Below are 22259 nucleotides of genomic sequence, written 5' to 3' on the forward strand. Positions count from 1 at the left end.
TTAAAAATCGGTCAGTGCAGATGCCGTTTGAAAATTCCCCAAAAGCCCATGCAAAGCTTGGGCACGCAGGCGTGACATCTCATCGCCGATGGCTTTGCCTGTCAAGGCAGGATCAATGTCAGCAATCGTCACGCTTTGATAGCGCGCAATGGCGTCAAATAGCCACTGCTTGGGATAAGTCAAAGGACTGCCTTGATACGCATGGCAAGTATCATAAAGCTGTATGAGCTGGGCGCTGTCTTTATGTGCTTGCGTGCGTTCGATCAAAGTCAGCAGCGCTTTAGTGTCAATCGCTGGCAGAGCGATCAGCGCATCATGCAGGTTTTGAAAAGCTTTTACAAATTGGCAGATGTGCTTTGGAGCATTAAGCCGTGTCAGACAATCTGCCGCATCTGTTGCTGGCAATTCATTTAAAAGTACCGCCAGCCGCGATGCAAGTGGCAGATTAAGCTGACATGCTTTTGTCAAGCGCGTCATAGCGGCTTGATAATTATCGAAATTGATAAAATGTTGGGATAGTGCAGGCAGCACGGATGATAAAATATCAAGGTCATGTAGGCAGCGAATGAACTGGTCGCCTTGATTTTCCATCAGTGCCCTGGCAAATTCAGAGTACAGCCGCTCACGACTCAAACTGCTCATCTCGCCTGAGCTTGCGATCGTCTGCATGAGGGCAGCGGTGCTATCATGAATGCTAAAGTCAAGTGGTGCAAAGCGGGCAAAGAATCTTGCCACGCGCAAAACTCTGAGCGGGTCTTCACTAAAAGCAGGTGAGACATGCCGAAGGGTGCGATCTTGGACATCTTTTAGCCCACCATAAAAATCAAGCACTTCACCGGTCATGGGCGTATCATCGAATAGATCTTTGACCTCTATCGCCAGTGCATTGATGGTCAAATCCCGTCGAATTAAGTCCTCTTCAAGACTGACGCTTGGGTCAGCATGCACCTTAAAAGCTGTGTGCCCTATACCTGACTTTCTTTCAATGCGGGCTAAAGCATACTCTGCGTGCGTCTTTGGATGTAAAAATACAGGAAAATCCGCCCCAACTTGTATAAAACCCAGATCAAGCAGCATCTGAGGCGTGGCACCCACAACCATAAAATCTTTATCCTTGACGGGTAATCCAAGCACGCCATCACGCACAGCACCACCAACCAAATATACTTGCATGGATAATCCTTATAAAGATGAAAAAATTAAATATAGCAATAATTTTCCAAAAATCCAATAAAAAATGCCAGCAATTCAGCTGGCATTTTGGTGTGAGGCAGTTTAGGCATCTGCTTTTTGGGCGTCTGTGACGACGACGGCGGTCATATTGACGATACGGCGCGCTGTCGATGCAGGTACCAGGATATGCACAGGCTTATCTGCACCTAGCAGGATCGGACCGATGGCTGAGCCACCACTGCTTGATTTAAGCAAGTTAAAGGTGATGTGTGCCGCATCCAGTGTCGGCATGATCAATAGGTTGGCTGAGCCTTGTAGGGTGCTAAACGGATGGCTTTGTTCGCGGACGCGTACATCTAGAGCGGCATCACCATGCATCTCACCATCAAACTCAAAATCTACATTCATGCCACGCAGGATCTGATAAGCTTCACGCATCTTGACCGCTGAGGCGCGCTGAGAAGTACCAAAATCAGAGTGCGACAGCAGCGCAACACGTGGCTCAACACCAAATCGGCGCACGCTTTGGGCTGCTAACACAGTCATCTCGGCGATCTGCTCTGCCGTTGGGTCTTCATGAATATAAGGATCTGCAATAAACAGTGTACGATCTTGGAGAATCACACCGCTCATGGCGTAGTAGTCGCTCACGCCTTCGCGCTTACCGATCACGCGGCGGACATAGTTTAAGTGTAAATCATAATAACCAAATGTACCGCACAATAGGCCGTCAGCGTCGCCTTGTTCAACCATCATGGCACCTAATAACGAGCTTTTGCGGCGCATATCACGGCGAGCAAGTTCGGCAGATACGCCCAAGCGATGGTTGGCTTGATGGTAGTGTTGCCAGTATTGTTCATGTTTTGGGTTATTATTGATATCAACCACCTCAACATGCTCACCCATTGTTAAACGCAGACCCAACTCTTTGATTTTTGCTTCAATGACATCAGGGCGACCGATGACGATTGGTTTTGCCATATTTTCATCAACAACGACCTGCACTGCACGTAAAACGTTAGCATCTTCGCCTTCGGCATAGACGATGCGTTTTGGTGATTGCTTGGCTTGGGTAAAGACAGGCTTCATCGCCAAGGCTGAATTATAGACAAATTCAGACAGCGTTTGGCGATACGCATCAAAGTCTTCGATGGGTAAAGTCGCCACGCCAGAATCCATGGCAGCTTTTGCGACAGCAGGGGCGATATTAAGGATCAAATTTGGCTCAAGCGGTCCAGGGATCAGATACTCACGACCAAATTGCTTGTTTTCGGTGTTCTTATCGGTTTCGAAGAGTGACACTTCAGTGTGAGCCATGGCAGCGATGGCATGCACACACGCGATCTTCATTTCTTCGTTTACGATGGTAGCACCCACATCTAGCGCACCGCGGAAGATGTATGGGAAGCACAAAGCATTATTGACCTGGTTGGGGTAATCTGAGCGACCTGTTGCCATGATGACATCTGGGCGAGCGGCATGGGCAAGCTCTGGCATAATCTCAGGATTTGGATTGGCAAGCGCAAAAATGATTGGATTGCCTGCCATGCGTTTAACCATATCTTGGGTTAGAATACCTGGACCTGACAGACCCAAGAAAAAGTCAGCATCATCAATCACTTCGCTTAAAGTAGTCGCATCGGTATCTTGGGCAAATAGCTGTTTTGAGGCGTCTAGGTTGTCACGGCGTGTCGTGATAACGCCTCGAGAATCAAGCACATAGATATTTGAGCGTTTGGCACCAAGTGCGATGATAAGCTCAAGGCAACTGATTGCAGCAGCACCAGCACCCGAGCAGACAATTTTAATGTCTGCGATATCTTTATTCACCAGTTTTAGAGCGTTTAATAAAGCAGCGGCAGCAATGATGGCTGTACCATGCTGGTCATCATGAAATACAGGAATATTCATGCGTTCACGCAATTCACGCTCAATCTTAAAGCACTCTGGTGCTTTGATGTCTTCTAGGTTAATGCCCCCAAAGGTTGGCTCAAGGCTTGCGACCGCTTCGATAAACTTATCTGGGTCATTTTGATTAATCTCAATATCAAAAACATCGATACCAGCAAATTTTTTAAATAAGACACCTTTGCCTTCCATAACAGGTTTTGAGGCTAATGCACCGATATTACCCAAGCCAAGCACAGCAGTACCATTGGTGATGACACCAACTAAATTGTTTCGTGCGGTATATTTGGCGGCAAGTTTGGGGTTTTTTTCAATTTCAAGGCAAGGAACAGCAACACCAGGCGAGTATGCTAATGCCAAATCCCGCTGGTTGGCAATTTTTTTGGTCGGTGTAATAGAGATTTTACCCGGGCGTGGGTGCTCATGATAGTGTAATGCGGCTTGTTCAAATTGTTGTTTTTGTAGGTCGGCATTGGTATTAAAAGCGGTATCGTCAACCTTTTGGTCTCTTGTTGCTGAGGTCATAATATATCCATTATAATTGGGTTAATTTAGCAGATTTAAATAGCGTTAGTAGCCGCTATTCTTCGTCGCCAAATATCACGATTTTTTGGTAAACTTTGGTTATTCTAGCATGATTTTTAGACTTGCGGTAGGTGAAACCCTATTGATTATATGAAAAATTTTCAGGTGATATCAAACTTATCTTTTGCATACTTATGATTAAAAAACGCATCACAATAAAAATCGCTTCAGTGTTGCTGAAGCGATTTTAGGTGCGTATTTGGGGGTATTAGTCGTTTAGCATACGGGCAGCATCAAGTGCAAAATATGTCAAAATACCATCGCAACCAGCACGGCGAAAGCCGATTAAACTTTCTAAAATAACTGCATCGGTGAGCCAGCCATTTTGGATGGCTGCCATATGCATGGCATATTCTCCCGAGACTTGATAGGCAAAGGTTGGCACACCAAAAGCATCTTTGACCTCACGCACGATATCTAAGTACGGCTGTCCAGGTTTTACCATCACCATATCCGCCCCTTCTTGGATATCTAGTGCAACCTCATGCAATGCTTCTGCACGGTTGGCAGGATCCATTTGGTATTGTTTTTTGTGACCTTTTAAATTGCCTGATGAACCGACCGCATCACGAAATGGCCCATAGTAGGCGGAGGCATATTTGGCAGAGTACGCCATGATAGCAGTATTGACATAGCCACCATTTTCAAGTGCTTGTCTCATTGCTTGGATGCGTCCATCCATCATATCACTTGGGGAGATGATGTCGGCGCCAGCCTGTGCGTGTGCTAGGGTCTGCTTAATCAGTGCTTCGGTGGTGATATCATTGATGACATAGCCTGACTCATCGATGATGCCGTCTTGACCATGTGTGGTATAAGGATCAAGTGCAACATCTGTCATGACAATCATCTGCGGCACCGCGTCTTTGATAGCGCGCACCGCACGCACCGCCAGCGTATCGTTGTGATAGGCATCTTGACCATCAGGCGTTTTTAGCTTGGGGTTAATGACAGGAAAAATATCAATCATACGCACGCCAGCGGCATATAATTCACGCACATAATCAATCAACAAATCAATCGAGTAGCGATAGACATTTGGCATGCTGTGAATGGATTGTTTTTGGCTCATGCCTTCAATGACAAAGACAGGTGCAATCAAATGACACGGTGCTAAATTTGTCTCACGCACCATCTCACGAATACCATCAGAGATGCGTAGCCGACGCAGGCGAGTATGGGGAAATTGACGATTAAAAGTATACATAAAAGCTCTCAGATCTTAGCGTGTTTGAGTGATTTATATTATATTATCTATTATATTATCAAATATTATTATATCAAATTAAATAGCGTGGAGCGAACTTTTAAGCGGCAGCAGCAAACTCATAGCAAAGTGCCCGATTTTCGCTAGCAGGAAAGCTGGCTGTCCATGCACGCACATTATGCAAAATGATGCGATACTCACGCTGAGCACTAAGCTGTCTTAAGCTTTGATAGGGGTCAGCTGAGTACGGCATAAAAATACGCAACTGTCTGTCATAAGCACGATTAAAATTGGCTTTTTGGCGAGCATTGAGCACAGGTGGGCAAATCTCGGATAGAACTTGAATCAATGCCAGCTCATACTGTGTCGCTGTTAGATAAATCTCTTGAGTGCTGACGGCTTGAGGGCTTGAGATGCGCTGATAGCGAGGCGTGGTATTATTTGCCGAGGCAGCAGCGCACACACCCAAACTTAGCATCACAATGAGCATCATCCCAAGTCTATGAGCGTTACTTTGTGTGCAGCTCAAAAACAAACGAGCGTTATCTCGTAGCGTCGTGACCTCAAGCCGAGGCGTTATCGTCATAAGAGGGGCTTTAAAAAGCACTTTCATTATCAAATCAATCAATTTTGGGCTGGCTTATGATAAGTGCCTATGATAAGTTTTTTTAGTAAAAAAATCCCACACAATATGTATGTGTATTGTAGCATATCTTCTGATTTGGTAACACATTGGCAAAAGTTGGGGAGATTTCTTTCGCTTGATACGCTTATTTTTCAATTTTTTGATAAAAATGCTTGATTTTTGACATTTTGGTGGATCGGTTTTGGATAAGGATTTGTGCTAAAATAGACTTTTATATTCTCATTTAAAATAAAAATTATGTTAGAAAATCGCTTAATTGACCCAAATGCCAAAAAAGACGACGCCGCTGACCGCGCCATTCGTCCCAGCAGTTTGGATGAATATATCGGACAGCCAAAAGTGCGTGAGCAGATGCAGGTCTTTATTCCTGCTGCTAGAGCGCGCGGAGAGGCGTTGGATCATACGCTGATTTTTGGTCCGCCAGGCTTGGGCAAGACTACTTTGGCAAATATCATCGCGCGCGAGATGGGCGGTAATTTGCGCTCAACTTCAGGACCTGTGCTTGAGCGAGCAGGGGATTTGGCGGCGATCTTGACCAATCTTGAGGCGGGCGATGTGCTGTTTATTGATGAGATTCATCGACTCAGCCCCGTGATTGAGGAGATATTATACCCTGCGATGGAGGATTATCAGCTAGATATCATGATCGGTGAGGGTCCTGCTGCTCGATCGATTAAGCTGGATTTGCCGCCCTTTACTTTGGTGGCTGCCACCACACGCGCAGGGCTTTTGTCGGCACCTTTATTTGACCGTTTTGGGATTGTTCAAAGACTTGAATTTTATAATGTTGAGGATTTGACCACGATCGTCAAGCGTTCAGCCAGACTCTTGGGGGTTGCGATGGATGACGGTGGGGCGTTAGAAGTGGCGCATCGTAGCCGAGGGACGCCGCGCATTGCCAATCGCTTGCTAAGACGCGTACGCGACTATGCTGAGATCAAGGGGAATGGTGTGGTGACGGCAGATATTGCTTCTGCAGCGCTAGATATGTTGGCTGTGGATAAGCAGGGGCTAGATCAGCTGGATCGCCGTTATTTGGCGGTGCTGTCCCAAAGATTTCATGGTGGTCCTGCAGGCGTGGAGGCTCTCGCGGCGGCGATGGCTGAGGATCGAGGGACGCTTGAGGATGTGATTGAGCCATATTTATTACAGCAAGGCTATATCCAGCGCACCAGTAAAGGGCGGATTATCTCAGACAAGGTGGTAAAGATGGATGTGCTTGAGTGATATTGTTTAAAATTGCTATAAAATAATGGTTTATTAGATCAATTTTTTATCAATAAAACCCCCATCATCCAGTAGGATAATGGGGGTTTTATTTGAATGTTAATCAATCATCTTTCTAAGATACACACGACGCCTTGACCGCCAGCAGCACAGATAGAGATAAGCGCTCTGCCTGAGCCTTTTTGAGCCAATAGTTTGGCGGCACTTGCTAAGATGCGTCCGCCTGTCGCTGCAAATGGATGCCCTGCTGCTAAGCTTGAGCCATTGACATTGAGCTTGCTACGATCGATGCTGCCCAGTGGTGCATCTAAGCCTAAGCGAGTTTTACAGAAAGTCTCATCTTCCCAAGCGGCTAGAGTTGACAGCACTTGTGAGGCAAAAGCTTCATGAATTTCATAAAAATCAAAATCTTGCAAAGTCAAACCTGCACGCTTGAGCATCTTAGGCACTGCATAAGCAGGCGCCATCAATAGACCTTCGGTCAAACCTTCTTTACCAATAAAATCCACTGCCGCTGTTTGCTGATGAGTGATATAGGCAAGCGGCTCATAGCCATGTTCTTTTGCCCATGCTTCATTTGATAGCAGTACCGCAGAGGCGCCATCGGTCAGCGGCGTAGAGTTGCCCGCGGTCATGGTTGGGTTGGCGTTTTTCTTGCCGAAAGCAGGTTTTAGGCTTGCCAATTTTTCAAGTGTGGTATCAGGACGCAGATTATTATCTTTGGTCAAGCCTTTGTATGGCGTGATCAAATCATCAAAAAAGCCTGATTCGTATGCGCGCGCCAAGTTTTGATGGCTTTTATAAGCAAGCTCATCTTGATCAGCGCGGCTAATGTTCCACTCAAGGGCGGTGATGGCTTGATGCTCACCCATCGATAGACGAGTGCGCGGCTCACCATTTTGAGGAAAAGCTAATAAATCTTTTGGATTGATTGTACTGATTGCAGATAGGCGCTGTTTGGCAGTTTTGGCATTACCTAAACGAAGTAGCGGCTTACGCAGACCATCACCTAGCTCAATCGGTGCATCAGACGTGGTATCGGTACCACCTGCAATGCCGCTGTCGATCAGACCAAGCGCGATTTTATTCGCCACCGCAAATGCTGCTTGTAGTCCAGTGCCACACGCCTGAGACAGATCATAGGCAGGCGTTGTCGCAGGCAGATCAGTATTAAGTACCGCTTCACGGGTTAGGTTTAAGTCTCGGCTGTGCTTAAGTACAGTACCTGCCACGACTTCACCAATTTCTTTGCCTGCCAAATCAAAACGCGCGACCAAACCATCTAAGGCGGCGGTCAGCATATCTGTGTTACTGGCGTCAGCATACACGCCATTACTGCGTGCAAAAGGAATGCGATTACCGCCCAAAACGGCAACTTTATTTAAGCTCATAAAATATCCTTAATATCGTTAATAAAAATGAAAAGCCGAATCATATCGAAGCTTGAGCAATTCACGGCTTAGCTTAGCATTATTAGCGCGCCCTGTGGGAAATTTTCGGGCTTTAATTACAAATTATTATACAAAAAATATTTTGTATAACCAAATGTAAATAAATGGCAGTTTTTGAGTATTAAGTTTGTACCGATTTCTTCAAATTCATGATTTTATGGTACAATAAATTGTCATATTTCATCGTTTCGTTACGCTGTGAGCACAATGCGCCTCCGTGACCAAGCAATCATATCATTCATTAAACATTAAAATTAGGAGTCCGCTTATGAGCGATCGTTATGGAGAATTGGTTCAATCACCATTAGGTAAAAAAGTTGCCAAAAATTTAGGTTTGCCGATGCCGATGAAGCTTGACCGTTATGAATCAGGTCAGCCTGTGGTGCGCGGCGAAGTTGCCCTGGGTGTGGCAAGTGGTGAAGATGCCGCTGTGCAGAGTGCTTTGGCTGAGATTTTGGGTGGTTATGAAGCCAAAGTCAATACCGATGCCACTTTCACCAACCTAAAAACCACTTCGCTCAGCGATCGCCTAAAAGATGACAATGCTCGTTTTAAGGTGGCGATCTTTGATGCCACGAATATCAAAAGCACTGATGAGCTTAAGCAAGTGTATGACTTTTTTCATCCGATTGCTCGCCGTATCAAGGCGTCGGGCAGAGTCCTTGTCATTGCGCGTCCTGACTGCTGCACAGGTGATGACATTGGCTTTAGCTTGGCGCAGCGTGCGGTGCTTGGCTTTGTCAAATCTATCGCCAAAGAATTTAAGCGTGGTATCACCGCACAAGTGATTTATGTTCAAAAAGGCGCTGAAAGCGAGCTTGCGCATACGCTTGAATTTTTTATGTCAGCCAAATCTGCCTACGTTTCGGGTCAGCCGATTTATTTGACCAAAGCTTTAGCCCAAACTGAGGAGTCTCTTCAAGGCAAAAAAATCCTAGTCACAGGCGCAAGCCGTGGCATCGGTCAGGCGATCGCAGAGGTGCTGGCTCGTGATGGCGCCAAGGTGTACTGCCTAGATGTGCCTGCCAGTCTCGCCAATCTACAAAAAGTCGCAGGTCAGATTGGTGGTCATGCGCTGCCGCTGGACATCACAGCTGAAGATGCCGGTGAGCAGATCGTGCGTGCTTGCGGTGCGCTTGATGGCGTGGTGCATAATGCCGGTGTTACTCGTGATAAAACTTTGGCTAAGATGACCGAAGATAAATGGAATTTGGTCATGAACATCAACTTAGGCGCCATCCACCGCGTGAATGATTATTTGATCAATCACAATGGGCTGAGTGACGCTGCACGTATCGTGTGCGTATCATCCATTTCAGGCATCGCTGGTAACTTGGGTCAGTCAAATTATGCCATGAGTAAAGCAGGCGTTATTGGTCTGGTTGAGGCGACTGCCAAGGTATTTGAAGACTCAGCACGCACCATTAATGCGGTGGCGCCTGGCTTTATTGAGACCAAAATGACAGGTCAAATCCCATTTGCCATCCGTGAAGCAGGTCGCCGCATGAACTCCATGAGCCAAGGCGGTGAGCCTGTGGATGTGGCAGAAACCATCGCTTGGCTATTGTCACCAAAGGCTGGCGGTCTCAACGGTAATGTGGTGCGCGTCTGTGGTCAAAGCGTACTTGGCGCCTAATTTGCTTTAAGCTTGGCATTGGAGGGTATTGACCATCCAATGCCTTGCTAATTTATCATTTATTAAGCCATCATAGGTCATGAAGGAAAAAATTATGTCGGACAAACATTTTAGCGAATTGCCAAAAATGCACACGACCTACGCCAATGTCATCAAAAGCTTACTGCCGTCTTCGGACACCAAGGCAAAAGACCTGCCAAGCTCAGTCTATACAGTAGATAAGCTTGCCATTGATCAAAATAACTTGCGCGAATATCGTAAGATTTGTGGCTTTTTGGATGATGGGCGTGTGCCAGCAACTTATTTTGCGGTGCTGTCACAAACTTTGCAAATGAACATGATGGCAAAACCAGATTTTCCTTTTGCCATGCTTGGACTGGTGCATGTCGAAAACAGCGTCACTCAGCATCGTGTGATTTTTGATACAGAAACGGTGCGTCTGTCAGTGCGCTTGGATAATTTGCGTGCGCATGATAAAGGTCAGCAGTTTGATTTTGTGACCACTGTCTGGGTGGATGAAGAAGTGGTATGGGAAGGCGTATCCACTTATCTGTCTCGTCAAAAAAAATCTAAAGAGCAAAGACAAGCCGCCAAGCCAGAGGCTGCTAAGCCTGTTTTTTCAAAGCCTGCCAAATCGGATGAGGGGCTGTTTTTGGCGATCAATGTTGAAGAGGATATCGGTCGTAGATACGCCTTTGTATCTGGTGATTTTAACTTGATTCACTTGCACCCTCTGTCGGCGCGTGCTTTTGGCTTTCCCAAGGCGATCGCTCATGGCATGTGGACCAAGGCGCGCTCCCTGGCTGCCATGAGTCGTCATTTTGGGCTACCTACAGCATATCGTGTGGATGTGTCGTTTAAATTGCCTGTATTTTTGCCATCAAAAATTGAGCTGATGACCGATACGCCTGATGAGCTTGGCATCGAATTTGGGCTATATGCCAAAGACAGCGAAAAAGTGCACTTGGTGGGCACGCTTGCCTATTTATGATGAGTGATTTATGTAAGCGCTTGATTTACATTCATTTAAGCGCTTTGGTTCATAAAAATTGATATCTACCACAGCTATGCTTGAACAAGACTTTACACAGGTGCTAAAGGCACTACAGTTTGATGATGTGCCTGCTGGTGGGGCATTGGTCATTTATAAAGATGGTCAAGAGGTGGTTAATACTGCCACGGGGCTTGCATTGCCAGATTTGCCATGGTCATCGCAAACTTTATCGGTGAATTTCTCGATCGGTAAAGGGGTGCTGGCAACTTTGGTTGCCGCTCTTGTCCATCAAGGTCTGTTGGATTATGAAGCGCATGTGAGCGATTATTGGCAAGAGTTTGCCCAAAATGGTAAGAGCGATATTCTCCTTAAGCAAATTTTATCTCATACCGCAGGGCTATTTGATATCAGCTCAGTGACGACGGATGCTGATGTACTGCTTGATTGGGATGGGATGCTAGAGCGCATCGCAGCCATGCCTACTAAGGTTCCTAAGTCGCAAGAAGAGCACCAGTATGTTAGTGCTTATAGTGCGCTGGTCTCAGGCTGGGTGCTTGGTGGGCTAATCGAACGTGTCACCGGCATGTCACTCAATGAAGCGCTCAATGAGTATTTGGCTCAGCCCTTAGGGGTGGTTGGCGAGCTGTATTTTGGTGTAGATGACGCTTTGGTTCATCAAATTGCTAAACCTGAGCGCTATTTTTATGAACAGCCCAGCAAAAACTCCCCTCGCCGTAAGCCTGTTCTTAAGCCTGACAGTGATCAAATCCTAAGCACTTTGGCAAATCTGCCAGCCAGTCATTTATGGCGTGAGGCATTGGGCGATAAGCCGATCAGCACTGCCAATATCAATCGCTTATATTTTGATACGGCTTACATGAACCTTGCTAATTATAAAAATGCACTCATGCCAAATGCCAAAGATGGGCTAGAGTACCATCGCCGTGATGTGCTGACAGCCACCGTACCTGCCGCAAATGGCGTCTCAACTGCCAATGCTTTGGCGCGCATCTATGCCATACACGCGGCTGATGGCGTCTGGCAAGGGCGCACGATTATTGGGGCGGATACATTATCCAAAATGCGTACGATTCAGACAGATGGCTATGATGCGGTCATGCCGGCAAATATGCGCTGGCGGATGGGATTTCATCGAGTATTTAGCTTGCAGGATGTTCCAGAGGGCTATGGGCATATGGGCTATAATGGCTCGGTTGCTTTTTGTGATCCCAGTCGCCGTTTGGCATTTGTGTTTATCCATAATTTTGATACTACCATGCTCAATGATGTGCGACAATTTGCATTATCTGAGATGGCTTTGGCAAATCTATGAATAAAAAGCCTGCAGTAGTCTTTGGATGACTTGACACAATCGGCTGTCTTTTATTAAATTATTTTAATCATTGTTATCAGGAGTCGTCATGAACGAACCACGTCAATTAAATGTCATGATTTCAAGCGAAGAAATCGCCGCCAAGGTCAGAGAGCTAGGCGTACAGATCAACGCGCGCTATGCAGGTAGCGACAAAGAGCTGGTATTGGTCGGCCTGTTGCGCGGTTCGGTAATTTTTATGGCGGATTTGTGCCGTGAGATTGATAAGCTGCACGAAATTGACTTTATGACCGTTTCAAGCTACATCAATAAGACCACGGTATCTAGCGGCGATGTCAAGATTATCAAAGATCTGGATAGCGAGATCAAGGGTAAAGATGTGCTGATCATTGAAGATATCATCGATTCAGGACGTACTTTATCAAAAGTGGTTGAGATCCTACAAACGCGCGAGCCGAACTCTATTGAAATCTGTACCTTGGTAAGTAAGCCATCGCGCCGCGAGATTCCGATGGCGGTGAGTTTCTGCGGCTTTGAGGTTGAAGATCGTTTTATTGTGGGCTATGGTCTGGATTATGATCAAAAATATCGCCACTTACCATTTATCGGTGAAATTGGGCTATAAATCAGTAAAAGCGCATTTAAAAACCAAAACCATCTTAATTTAAGATGGTTTTTTATTGATCAGCGTGTGGTGGTCGGCATGATCAGGGCATTGACGGTCTCTAGCATGCAGGGTCTGAGCGAGTGCAGCACGATTTTTTGAGCAACTTCAGCGCGCGCATTTGGATCAATGGTGGCTATGCTAAGTTCAGTCAAGCTGACCGCTTCAGGTGCTTTATCAGCGACGCAGCCACATGTGGTCTCTGAAATCTTGGCTTGAGATTCTGAAGACAATTTCATGGTGGCAATTTTCCAATATTGATGATTGGTCAGCTGAGTTTGGCAAGTTTGTTTGACTGCGTGCTTTATTAAACTGGTTCCTAAATTGACCGAGCTATTTTGTTGACTGTCATCAGGGGTGCTGGCACAGCTTGCTAAGGCAAAGGCAGTCATCAGCGCGGCGGCAAAATTTAAAACTTTCATGATTATCCTTCATCTAAAGAAACTTATCTTAACATCTTAACACGGATAGACGCCGATAAAAAGATCGCACCTAAAAATAAAACCAAATCCAGTCAGAATTTGGTTTTACTGAGTCATTTCTGTAGTGACTAAATGCTTGAATGCTTATTCTACTTGACTGACATCACGCACCGCACCAGTGTCTGCACTGGTCGCCATCGTGGCATAGGCGCGCAGCGCTTGGGAAACATAGCGCTCACGATTCACAGGTTTCCATGCGTTTTTACCTTTGGCGATCATGGCGCTGCGGCGGTCGGCAAGCACATCATCGGAGACATCCAAGTGAATGCGGCGGTTTGGGATATCGATATGAATGGTGTCAAACTCTTCGACCAAGCCAATCGCGCCCCCTTCGGCAGCTTCAGGACTGGCGTGCCCAATGGATAAGCCTGAGGTGCCGCCTGAGAATCGACCGTCGGTCAAAAGCGCGCAGGCTTTGCCAAGACCTTTTGATTTAAGATAAGAAGTTGGGTAGAGCATCTCTTGCATACCAGGTCCGCCTTTTGGACCTTCATAGCGGATGATCACAATATCCCCTGCGACGATTTGATCGGCTAAGATGGCTTCGACAGCCGAGTCTTGGCTTTCAAATACTCTGGCGCGACCGGTGAAAGTCAAAATGCTTTCATCAACACCTGCGGTCTTGACCACGCAGCCGCGTTCAGCGATATTACCAAATAATACCGCTAAACCGCCGTCCTGAGAATAGGCGTGCTCTTTTGAGCGGATGCATCCTGATTCTCGGTTTAGGTCAAGATTGCCCCAAACTTTATTTTGGCTAAAGGCTTCGGTGGTGCGTACACCACCAGGCGCAGCGATGTAGCGTTCGCGCGCTTCTATATTATCAGGATTCATCACATCCCAGCGCGCCAGCGCCGCTGCCATAGTGGGGGCGTGGATAGTTGGTACAGAGGTGTCCAAAAGATTGGCTCTGTCAAGTTCTGCCAAAATGCCCATTACGCCACCTGCACGGTGCACATCTTCCATGTGGTATTTTTGGGTCGCAGGCGCGACTTTTGATAGGCAGGGCACTGATCGAGATAGGCGATCAATGTCCGCCATCTTAAAGTTCACGCCTGCTTCACTGGCTGCTGCCAAAAGGTGTAAGATCGTGTTGGTCGAGCCGCCCATCGCAATGTCTAAGCTCATGGCGTTTTCAAAGGCGGCTTTGGTGGTGATGCTTCTTGGCAGTACTGAGCTGTCATCGTTATCATAATAGCGCTTGGTGATCTCAACGATCATTCGACCGGCTTCTAAGAATAAGTCCTTGCGCTTGGCGTGCGTCGCTAATAACGAACCGTTACCAGGCAAAGATAAGCCCAGTGCTTCGGTTAGGCAGTTCATTGAGTTGGCGGTAAACATGCCCGAACATGAGCCGCAGGTTGGGCAGGCAGAGCGCTCCACATTTGCCACATCTTCATCGCTGATCAGATCATCTGCCGCATCGATCATCGCATCGACCAAGTCAAGTTTGCGTACTTTTTGACCAGAGTCGTTGGTGATGGTTTCGTGTGCCATGTGACCATCTTTGGTTTCGTCAGCGAGTACCTTGCCAGCTTCCATCGGACCGCCAGACACAAAGATGGTGGGGATATTTAGACGCATCGCTGCCATCAACATGCCTGGAGTGATTTTATCGCAGTTTGAAATACACACCAATGCGTCCGCACAATGGGCATTGACCATATATTCAACACTATCAGCAATCAAATCACGGCTTGGTAAGCTATAGAGCATGCCTGAATGCCCCATGGCAATGCCATCATCAACAGCGATGGTATTAAACTCTTTTGCCACCCCGCCTGCCTTTTCAATCTCACGAGCGACCAGTTGCCCCATGTCTTTAAGATGCACATGCCCTGGAACAAATTGGGTAAAGGAATTGGCAATGGCAATGATGGGTTTTTGAAAATCGGCATCGGTCATGCCAGTGGCACGCCACAAAGCCCTAGCCCCTGCCATGTTGCGACCTGCGGTGGAAGTTTTTGAGCGATAAATTGGCATACATATTCCTTAATTTGATGGCTTTGGGTTGCTTGATTGTCAGCGTTGACCTTTTATGCAGCCCATAATTTGGCTAATTTTTGCTATTTTAGCATTGTTTGATACCAAAAAGTTGTTTGATTTTTTGTAATAAACATAACTATTAGTTATTAATAGCAGCTTATTCACTTTGCCTTGCTTTTTTGGCTGATTGATCAAATGATATTTATGAGATTATATCATAAAATTACAAAAGCCAAACATATAAACCAAATACACACGCCCAACTTAAAAAATTGTCATAAAAACAAAATTTTATTGATTTTATCTGATGAGGATTTAGTCAAAATTGCTCACAATTTGGGTAATAAATTTGGGTAACAATATCTCACAAAATTTGCAATAAAACGGTATTCTTGTTAGGCTTATGTCCCAAAATATCAATGATTTGTCATTGACACATTTTATTAAACTGAATAATCATAGTATATTAATGAAATTAACTTAATAAATTAATTAAAATTTTATAAAAATTGAGGAATTTAAATTTATGAGTGTATCACAACCACCTTCTCATCAAAAAAATCATAAAGACATACAAATGATGAACCAAGGCGTTAAGATAAGTCGGTTTGGTATTTTTCCAAAGGTTAGCATCCCTGTCTTTGCTGTTTCTGCTTTTTTGGTCATAGCATTTATGCTGTATGGTGCGATATTTAGTGAGCAAGCAGGGCAAGTATTTGGGCAAATGCAGCAATTTATCAGCCAAAATTTTGGTTTTGGGCTGGTGATTTTGATGAATCTTGCTTTAGCATTTTGTATATATTTGGCATTAAGTCGCTATGGTGATATTCGACTTGGACATCAAACCGAAGTGCCAGCATACAGTTTTTGGTTCATGGATTGGCATGTTATTTTCAGCAGGTATTGGCATTGGGCTTTTATATTGGGGTACTGCTGAGCCTTTGTATCACTTTGCCGCACCGCCCAGAGCCGAACCTGAGACGGTTAATGCAGCCGTTGAAGCGATGCAAATTTCATTTTTGCATTGGGGGCTACATGCGTGGGCAGTGTATGCGGTGGTTGCATTATCTTTGGCATATTTTCACTATCGCCGAGGATTGCCGTTGTCTGTGCGTTCGGTACTATTTCCATTGATTGGTAAACGCATTTATGGTGGCTGGGGTCATACGGTTGATATCTTGGCGGTATTTGGCACGATGTTTGGTGTGGTGACCTCTTTGGGTCTTGGCGTGATGCAGCTTGAGACAGGATTGGCACAACTATGGGGCGTGACACCAAGTTTAACACTAAAGCTAGGATTAATCGCTGGGATTACGGTATGTGCGGCACTGTCGGTAATGGCAGGGCTTGATAAGGGCGTAAAACGCTTAAGTGATATTACCATCTTAGCCACCTTGGTGATGCTTGCTTTTATGATTTTGGCAGGTCCAACACGGTTTATTTTTGATAGCTTTATTGAAAATATTGGTAACTATGCAGGCAATCTGATTACGCTTGGGCTTTGGAGTGAAGCTTATGTTGATACAGATTGGCAGTCATCTTGGACCATCTTTTATTGGGCATGGTGGGTGAGCTGGTCGCCATTTGTGGGGATTTTTATTGCGCGCATTTCTCGAGGTCGTACCATTCGTGAGTTTTTATTTGGGGTGCTGTTTGTGCCGATGCTGCTTTTATTTTTATGGTTTACAACCTTTGGCGGCGTAGCGGTTCATATGGAGATGCTTGGGTCGTATGGTTTTGTTGAAGCGGTTCAAGCTGATTACGGCAGTGCCATTTTTAGATTCATTGAACATTACCCATTTACCAAGGGCTTGATGGTTGTGATTATGATTATGATTGTGTTATGGTTTGTCACATCAGCAGACAGTGCAAGCTTGGTGGTGGATATGCTGACGGCTGGCGGTGAAACAGATCCACCAAAAATTCAAAGGTTATTTTGGGTGACCTCTGAAGGTATTATTGCAGCGGTTTTATTGGCAGCTGGCGGGCTTGGTGCATTGCAGGCGGCGGCGATTGTGGCAGGATTGCCGTTTGCAATTGTGGTTTTTGTGATGATGTATTGTCTGTGGCGTGGTTTGGGTCGTGATCGCTTGACGCTGTACCGTAATAGCCAGTGGTACATCACCGAAGAGTCCGCTGAGCATAATTCTCAAAATGAAATGATTGATGAGTATCTTTTAAAAGGACCGTTACCCTTGCCTAAATCAGACCAATCAGCTCAATCATAATCACTGTCGGAGTTATTGATAAAGACGGCTTGATAAAGACATCAAGCCGTCTTTTTTATGTTGATGAATGATGATATGATAAACACAATTTTAAAGATGAATAAAACTTTATAAATCGTGAAGTCCAATGGCAAATCTATGAATACACAAGAACAAAAGTCGTTTATTTTTATGGCGGTGGCGGTCGTCTTGATACTGCTGAGCTTTTATTATTTGGTGCATGTTTGGCTGATTGTTTTTGCTTCAATTTTGACCGCAGTTTTTTTGCTGTGCTTGGTTGAGTATTTGACTAAGCTGCCTTGGGTGGGTAAGCATCTTAAAAAACTGCCACATGGCATTTTATTAAGCGCTGTCATCTTGGGACTAATGGTGGTCTTTGCAGGATTCATTGCTTTATTTGGGCATGAATTGGCGCTTCAGTTAGAAAATTTAAAGCAGTTGGTGCCGCAGGCATTTGAGTACATGCATCAATACTTACAAAGTTATCCTGCTATTTATGAATGGCTCGCCAATCAAGACTGGGCGCGCGAATTAAGACATGATCCGCAGCTTTTTTTGGCAAGATTCAGTGATGGTGCGATGGCGCATTTGCCAAGCTATTTGGGCGGTATGGTCAGTGGCATGGGTACTTTTGTGGTGATCATGATTATTGGGCTGTTTTTGGCAATCTCACCGTCGATTTATCGTCGCAGCTTTGTGGCGATGGTACCCAAAGATAACCGTGATAAAGCAGAATATTTGCTTGATCGCAGTTATCGCTCAATGCAGCAGTGGCTGCTGGGTCAATTGGTCGTGATGGCATTTGTTGGCGTAACCACAGGTGTGACGCTTTGGCTAATGGGAATTCCATTTGCGTTGGCGCTTGGGTTTATTGCGTTTTTGCTGGATTTTGTGCCGGTGCTTGGTCCTTGGCTGTCAGCGGTGCCCATTATGCTGCTAACTTTGATTGTTGCGCCTGACATGCTGTTATGGGTGGCGGTTATGATTGTTGTGGTGCAGCAGCTAGAAAGCTATGTGATCGCCCCAATTGTCCAAAATCGCATGGTTGATTTGCCACCAGTGGCATTGCTGTTATCTCAGGTCATTATGGGTTCAATCACAGGCATTTTGGGCGTTGCTTTGGCGGCGCCTTTGATGGTCATGGCGATCGTATGGGTGCAGGTGGTTTATATTAAATTTACCTTGGGTGATTATGCGGTGCGTATTTTGGATCAAAATGAAGATCAGATGAGAGCTGACCCTTTTGGAGATTGGGAAACTTATCAAAAAAAGCAAAGTATCGAAGAAAATCCGTCACTTAAACGCCGACTTCAACTATTGCGCCAAAGAAAACAAGGTCGCATCGCTCAAGATGTAGAACCCAAAAATACTGATGAATAAGCCGTCAAATGGCGCTTGCTGTTACCTTTTCGATGATTGCTTGATGCAGATAATCCAAAGCATCTGGATGCGTATTTTTCAGCGTATTGATTGCATGAGTCGTGGCAAGCGCATGACTATTTGGTAAACGGACATAGCTGCCGTGCGTCTCGATGACCAGCCTGTCGTCCTCAAGATCGACACTGACAAGATCATGGGCTGGATTTTTGAACAAAACATTGACATTACCCGCCAGCTGCCAGTGTTCGGCTTCTTGCTTGATGAGCATTTGTTTATCGCCATAGACAGTTTGATGGGATTTTGCGGTATTGGTGAAATTCACATGGACTGCCAAAGACAGTGTATCACAAGCGATCACCGCCGTACCACCAAGCTTAATGTGCCAAGGCGCAGCAATGCTCTTGGGTGGCAGACCAAGCAAAGTGATGGCCTCATCAGTGGTCATAGGCGTATTTAGATTTTTTAGCAGCTGCGGTGTTAGAGGCGTGCTGGCTTTTAGATCATCATCTAATTGATCATAATGTGCCAAAAACATCTGCGGCAAATCATGGATGGCTTCTAACGTGCCAAGCTTAACATTATGAACACGAAATGAGTAGCTGGCATCAAAAAGAACTTCTTGGAGGATGAGTGTATCGGCAGTATCCATGTGAGCGCATCAATTTAAAATCCATACTATAGCATAAATTCACAACAAAATCCGAGCATTTCATCAGCCAAGCTGTGCTAAAATGAGCCATCATACCAACAAATAAGGAGTATATATGATGACAACGCATTATGACGATGCCAATATTTTTGCCAAGATTCTAGCAGGGGACATCCCTTGTCATAAGGTATATGAAGATGATCAGACATTGGCGTTTATGGACATCATGCCAGTTGCCAAAGGGCATGTATTAGTGATTCCAAAATATCCTGCTACAGAGCTGTCTGATCTGCCCTTAGAGTACGCTCAAGCGGTCATCGCCACCGCCCAAAAAGTCATCAAAGCCCAACGGCAAGTTCTACAAACACAAGGCATCACTCAGATGCAGCTCAACCATGCCAAAGCAGGGCAGTCGGTATTTCATTATCACATGCACCTTGTGCCAGCGCATTTTAGCGCCTTTGCTAAGCACGAATCGGCATCTGCTGATCAAGATGAGCTGGCGCAATTAGCGGCACAATTATCCAAAGCGATTGATGAGTAAAAACAAAAGCCAAATCACTCGGATTTGGCTTTTATTTGGATGACGGCTGATTAACCAACAAACGCACGCTCAACCACATAGTCAGCAGGCTCACCCATGCGCGGTGAGACCGTCAAGCCAAAGCCATCTAAAATGGCGGCAGTATCGGCATTCATCGCCATGCTGCCACAAATCATCACGCGGTCATCGTCTTTGTTCATCGGTGGCAAGCCAATATCTTCAAACAGCTTCCCTGATTTCATCAAATCAGTCACGCGCCCAGTGTTGCGAAACTCATCGCGGGTGACAGTCGGATAATAAATGAATTTTTCGCGAACCCATTCGCCAAAAATTTCATCATTAGGCAGCTCATTTTCAAAAAAATCACGATAAGCCAAATCATCAACATGGCGCACACCATGTACCAAAATAACCTTCTCAAAACGCTCATACACTTCAGGATCGCGGCACAGTGATAAAAACGGCGCAAGCCCTGTACCTGTGGCAAGCATGTACAGATGTTTGCCTGGCAATAAGTCATCAAGCACCAAAGTACCCGTTGGCTTTTTGCTGATCAGTAGTTCATCACCGACTTTGATGTGCTGTAGACGAGAAGTCAGTGGACCATCGGGCACTTTGATTGAAAAAAACTCAAGCTCTTCTGCCCAATTTGGGCTGGCAATCGAGTAAGCACGCGCCAAGGGTCTGCCATCAACCATAATGCCAATCATGGCAAATTCACCATTACGAAAGCGCAAGCTGTCACCGCGCGTGGTTTTGATGGTAAATAGGCTGTCATTCCAGTGATGCACATAAGTAACGGTTTCTGTGATAAACTTTGACATAGCATTCTCTGATTTTGGTGTCGGCAGACGGATGACTGCTGACAAATGAAGTTATTTTTGCGTATAATAACGAGCTTTATCCCATGATTTTAGGGTAATTTTGGAATAAGTGCTGTTCATTTTAGCATAAACGAGAAAAATTCTCTATGACTATGATAAATTTACCCATCATTGGCCACCATCGCTCTCCACTGACCCAAAAATTTGGTGCGCCCAGACAGCCTAATCTGGTGAATGTCTCAAGTCGGATTGAATTTGTGCCGCCTTATGATCAGGTCGCCGCTTTTGAGGGCATGGAAAATTATAGCCATCTTTGGGTAATTTGGCAGTTTCACCATAACCGCGCTCAGGCTAATTTTCGACCACAGGTCAGACCGCCGCGATTTGGGGGGAATGCTAAGATGGGCGTCTTTGCCACGCGTAGTATGTATCGCCCATCTGCCTTGGGGCTGTCGGTGGTGCGCCTTGAGCGTATCGAGCGAATTGATCATAAGGTCGTGCTGCATATCCTTGGGGCGGATATGGTGGATGGCACGCCAATTTTGGATATCAAGCCGTATCTGACCTTTTCAGACTGTATCCATGATGCGATCAGCACTCACATAGACACACCGTCCACGCGCGAAGTTATCATGGATGCCAAAGCTAAGCAGGCATTTGATGGATTGATTCTACAAAAGGTGCTAGATGAGGCAGATGTTCAAATCATTCAAAGTCTCATCGCTCAAGACCCAAGACCTGCTTATCGCCAAGAGGAAGTTGGTACATCTTTTGCTTTACGCTACGATGGCGTAGATGTGGATTTTTTGATGGATGAGACAGGCACGCTTACGATTGTTGGGGTTCGCTTGATTGGGTCTTAAAATGTATTCATCACCCTAACCAATTGCACAATTCAAAAAAACCGCTAAAACCTAATCAGATTTAGCGGTTATTTGTTAAATTTGGTAATACCAAAGATAATTAATACCAAAGATAATAATGGTGCCCGAGGCCGGACTCGAACCGGCACACTCGTAAGAGCGAGGGATTTTAAATCCCTTGTGTCTACCAATTTCACCACTCGGGCAAGAATACTTGGAGGCTGGAGTCGGAATCGAACCGGCGTACACGGAGTTGCAGTCCGCTGCATGACCACTCTGCCATCCAGCCATTTAAGTCCTGCTATCTTACCAAAAAATTTTAAAATTACAAGCAAAATTTTCAAAAATTTTTAAAAATCTGCCAAGTGTGCACAGCTGCTCATAAAAAAGCACAAATTGCAAGACGCAAATTTGACAACTTGCCCAAAAATTTCTCAAAAAAATCTCAATGTTTTGAATCAAAATCAGCTATAATAAGA

Annotated in this window: 17 protein-coding genes, 2 tRNA genes and 1 pseudogene; 9 read left to right on the plus strand and 11 right to left on the minus strand. The window is 45.5% G+C overall.

The genetic code is table 11. The features are described 5' to 3' along the window. The 4 genes from AO382_RS04715 to AO382_RS04730 all read right to left on the minus strand — a co-directional run bounded on the left by AO382_RS04715 (window position 1) and on the right by AO382_RS04730 (window position 5459). Window positions 1-1173 (minus strand): tRNA nucleotidyltransferase, encoded by a 1173-nt coding sequence (locus AO382_RS04715; RefSeq protein ID WP_064618601.1) that lies wholly within the window; start codon window positions 1171-1173, stop codon window positions 1-3. Between the two features lie 102 nt (window positions 1174-1275). Then, entirely contained in the window at window positions 1276-3606 is a 2331-nt protein-coding gene (locus AO382_RS04720; protein WP_064618603.1) for an NADP-dependent malic enzyme, read from the minus strand. A gap of 268 nt (window positions 3607-3874) precedes the next feature. Further along, complete coding sequence (gene hemB, locus AO382_RS04725; protein ID WP_064618605.1) at window positions 3875-4873, minus strand: porphobilinogen synthase; 999 nt, start codon at window positions 4871-4873, stop codon at window positions 3875-3877. A 100-nt stretch (window positions 4874-4973) separates the two neighbouring features. Beyond that, window positions 4974-5459 (minus strand): MCR_0457 family protein, encoded by a 486-nt coding sequence (locus AO382_RS04730; RefSeq protein WP_227513629.1) that lies wholly within the window; start codon window positions 5457-5459, stop codon window positions 4974-4976. A 297-nt stretch (window positions 5460-5756) separates the two neighbouring features. On the opposite strand from AO382_RS04730, the gene ruvB reads away from it, so the two are divergent. After that, window positions 5757-6746 (plus strand): Holliday junction branch migration DNA helicase RuvB, encoded by a 990-nt coding sequence (ruvB, locus tag AO382_RS04735; RefSeq protein ID WP_064618609.1) that lies wholly within the window; start codon window positions 5757-5759, stop codon window positions 6744-6746. Between the two features lie 107 nt (window positions 6747-6853). Here the strand turns inward: ruvB and AO382_RS04740 are convergent, their stop codons facing one another. Next, window positions 6854-8137, minus strand: coding sequence for an acetyl-CoA C-acetyltransferase (locus AO382_RS04740; RefSeq protein ID WP_064610418.1), 1284 nt, complete (start codon window positions 8135-8137; stop codon window positions 6854-6856). A 328-nt stretch (window positions 8138-8465) separates the two neighbouring features. On the opposite strand from AO382_RS04740, the gene AO382_RS04745 reads away from it, so the two are divergent. From AO382_RS04745 to hpt, 4 genes are all read left to right on the plus strand, one after another. After that, a complete protein-coding gene (locus tag AO382_RS04745; protein ID WP_064618611.1) occupies window positions 8466-9833 on the plus strand; it encodes a 3-oxoacyl-ACP reductase in 1368 nt (455 codons plus the stop codon). Between the two features lie 94 nt (window positions 9834-9927). Then, the gene (locus AO382_RS04750) at window positions 9928-10824 is read left to right on the plus strand and encodes a MaoC family dehydratase (protein ID WP_064618612.1); all 897 of its coding nucleotides are present in this window, start codon (window positions 9928-9930) and stop codon (window positions 10822-10824) included. A 76-nt stretch (window positions 10825-10900) separates the two neighbouring features. After that, entirely contained in the window at window positions 10901-12160 is a 1260-nt protein-coding gene (locus AO382_RS04755; protein ID WP_064618613.1) for a serine hydrolase domain-containing protein, read from the plus strand. 88 nt (window positions 12161-12248) lie between these two features. Then, entirely contained in the window at window positions 12249-12785 is a 537-nt protein-coding gene (hpt, locus tag AO382_RS04760) for a hypoxanthine phosphoribosyltransferase (RefSeq protein ID WP_064618614.1), read from the plus strand. 59 nt (window positions 12786-12844) lie between these two features. Here hpt and AO382_RS04765 read toward each other — a convergent pair whose 3' ends face one another. Then, complete coding sequence (locus AO382_RS04765) at window positions 12845-13246, minus strand: hypothetical protein (RefSeq protein ID WP_064618615.1); 402 nt, start codon at window positions 13244-13246, stop codon at window positions 12845-12847. 144 nt (window positions 13247-13390) lie between these two features. Beyond that, window positions 13391-15289 carry a dihydroxy-acid dehydratase gene (ilvD, locus tag AO382_RS04770; RefSeq protein WP_064618616.1) on the minus strand — a complete coding sequence of 633 codons (1899 nt, stop codon included), beginning with the start codon at window positions 15287-15289 and terminating at the stop codon, window positions 13391-13393. Window positions 15290-15818: 529 nt separating this feature from the next. Here ilvD and AO382_RS04775 point away from each other — a divergent pair. Beyond that, window positions 15819-17520, plus strand: a pseudogene (locus AO382_RS04775) (BCCT family transporter). A 138-nt stretch (window positions 17521-17658) separates the two neighbouring features. Beyond that, window positions 17659-18900, plus strand: a complete 1242-nt coding sequence (locus AO382_RS04780; RefSeq protein WP_064618620.1) for an AI-2E family transporter — start codon at window positions 17659-17661, stop codon at window positions 18898-18900. Between the two features lie 4 nt (window positions 18901-18904). Here the strand turns inward: AO382_RS04780 and AO382_RS04785 are convergent, their stop codons facing one another. Next, the gene (locus tag AO382_RS04785; RefSeq protein WP_064618622.1) at window positions 18905-19549 is read right to left on the minus strand and encodes a hypothetical protein; all 645 of its coding nucleotides are present in this window, start codon (window positions 19547-19549) and stop codon (window positions 18905-18907) included. Between the two features lie 118 nt (window positions 19550-19667). On the opposite strand from AO382_RS04785, the gene AO382_RS04790 reads away from it, so the two are divergent. Next, complete coding sequence (locus AO382_RS04790; protein ID WP_064618640.1) at window positions 19668-20093, plus strand: HIT family protein; 426 nt, start codon at window positions 19668-19670, stop codon at window positions 20091-20093. Window positions 20094-20143: 50 nt separating this feature from the next. On the opposite strand, the gene AO382_RS04795 is transcribed toward AO382_RS04790, so the two are convergent. Beyond that, complete coding sequence (locus tag AO382_RS04795) at window positions 20144-20917, minus strand: ferredoxin--NADP reductase (protein WP_064618624.1); 774 nt, start codon at window positions 20915-20917, stop codon at window positions 20144-20146. A 146-nt stretch (window positions 20918-21063) separates the two neighbouring features. Here AO382_RS04795 and tsaA point away from each other — a divergent pair, with 146 nt between their 5' ends. Continuing rightward, the gene (gene tsaA, locus AO382_RS04800) at window positions 21064-21780 is read left to right on the plus strand and encodes a tRNA (N6-threonylcarbamoyladenosine(37)-N6)-methyltransferase TrmO (protein WP_064618625.1); all 717 of its coding nucleotides are present in this window, start codon (window positions 21064-21066) and stop codon (window positions 21778-21780) included. Window positions 21781-21899: 119 nt separating this feature from the next. Here the strand turns inward: tsaA and AO382_RS04805 are convergent. Beyond that, window positions 21900-21986 (minus strand) — tRNA-Leu (locus AO382_RS04805). Between the two features lie 9 nt (window positions 21987-21995). After that, window positions 21996-22069, minus strand: a tRNA-Cys gene (locus AO382_RS04810). Window positions 22070-22259 lie beyond the last annotated feature (190 nt).

It is taken from the genome of Moraxella catarrhalis (genome assembly GCF_001656295.1).
Taxonomy (GTDB): domain Bacteria; phylum Pseudomonadota; class Gammaproteobacteria; order Pseudomonadales; family Moraxellaceae; genus Moraxella; species Moraxella veridica.

Bases quoted from the DNA above. Each gene is read 5' to 3' on its own strand.
- AO382_RS04765 (WP_064618615.1), bottom strand. From the start codon at position 13,246: ATGAAAGTTTTAAATTTTGCCGCCGCGCTGATGACTGCCTTTGCCTTA.
- AO382_RS04750 (WP_064618612.1), top strand. From the start codon at position 9,928: ATGTCGGACAAACATTTTAGCGAATTGCCAAAAATGCACACGACCTAC.
- AO382_RS04755 (WP_064618613.1), top strand. From the start codon at position 10,901: ATGCTTGAACAAGACTTTACACAGGTGCTAAAGGCACTACAGTTTGAT.
- hemB (WP_064618605.1), bottom strand. From the start codon at position 4,873: ATGTATACTTTTAATCGTCAATTTCCCCATACTCGCCTGCGTCGGCTA.
- AO382_RS04780 (WP_064618620.1), top strand. From the start codon at position 17,659: ATGAATACACAAGAACAAAAGTCGTTTATTTTTATGGCGGTGGCGGTC.
- AO382_RS04745 (WP_064618611.1), top strand. From the start codon at position 8,466: ATGAGCGATCGTTATGGAGAATTGGTTCAATCACCATTAGGTAAAAAA.
- AO382_RS04795 (WP_064618624.1), bottom strand. From the start codon at position 20,917: ATGTCAAAGTTTATCACAGAAACCGTTACTTATGTGCATCACTGGAAT.
- AO382_RS04730 (WP_227513629.1), bottom strand. From the start codon at position 5,459: ATGACGATAACGCCTCGGCTTGAGGTCACGACGCTACGAGATAACGCT.
- AO382_RS04720 (WP_064618603.1), bottom strand. From the start codon at position 3,606: ATGACCTCAGCAACAAGAGACCAAAAGGTTGACGATACCGCTTTTAAT.
- AO382_RS04785 (WP_064618622.1), bottom strand. From the start codon at position 19,549: ATGGATACTGCCGATACACTCATCCTCCAAGAAGTTCTTTTTGATGCC.
- AO382_RS04790 (WP_064618640.1), top strand. From the start codon at position 19,668: ATGACAACGCATTATGACGATGCCAATATTTTTGCCAAGATTCTAGCA.
- ruvB (WP_064618609.1), top strand. From the start codon at position 5,757: ATGTTAGAAAATCGCTTAATTGACCCAAATGCCAAAAAAGACGACGCC.
- AO382_RS04715 (WP_064618601.1), bottom strand. From the start codon at position 1,173: ATGCAAGTATATTTGGTTGGTGGTGCTGTGCGTGATGGCGTGCTTGGA.
- ilvD (WP_064618616.1), bottom strand. From the start codon at position 15,289: ATGCCAATTTATCGCTCAAAAACTTCCACCGCAGGTCGCAACATGGCA.
- hpt (WP_064618614.1), top strand. From the start codon at position 12,249: ATGAACGAACCACGTCAATTAAATGTCATGATTTCAAGCGAAGAAATC.
- tsaA (WP_064618625.1), top strand. From the start codon at position 21,064: ATGACTATGATAAATTTACCCATCATTGGCCACCATCGCTCTCCACTG.
- AO382_RS04740 (WP_064610418.1), bottom strand. From the start codon at position 8,137: ATGAGCTTAAATAAAGTTGCCGTTTTGGGCGGTAATCGCATTCCTTTT.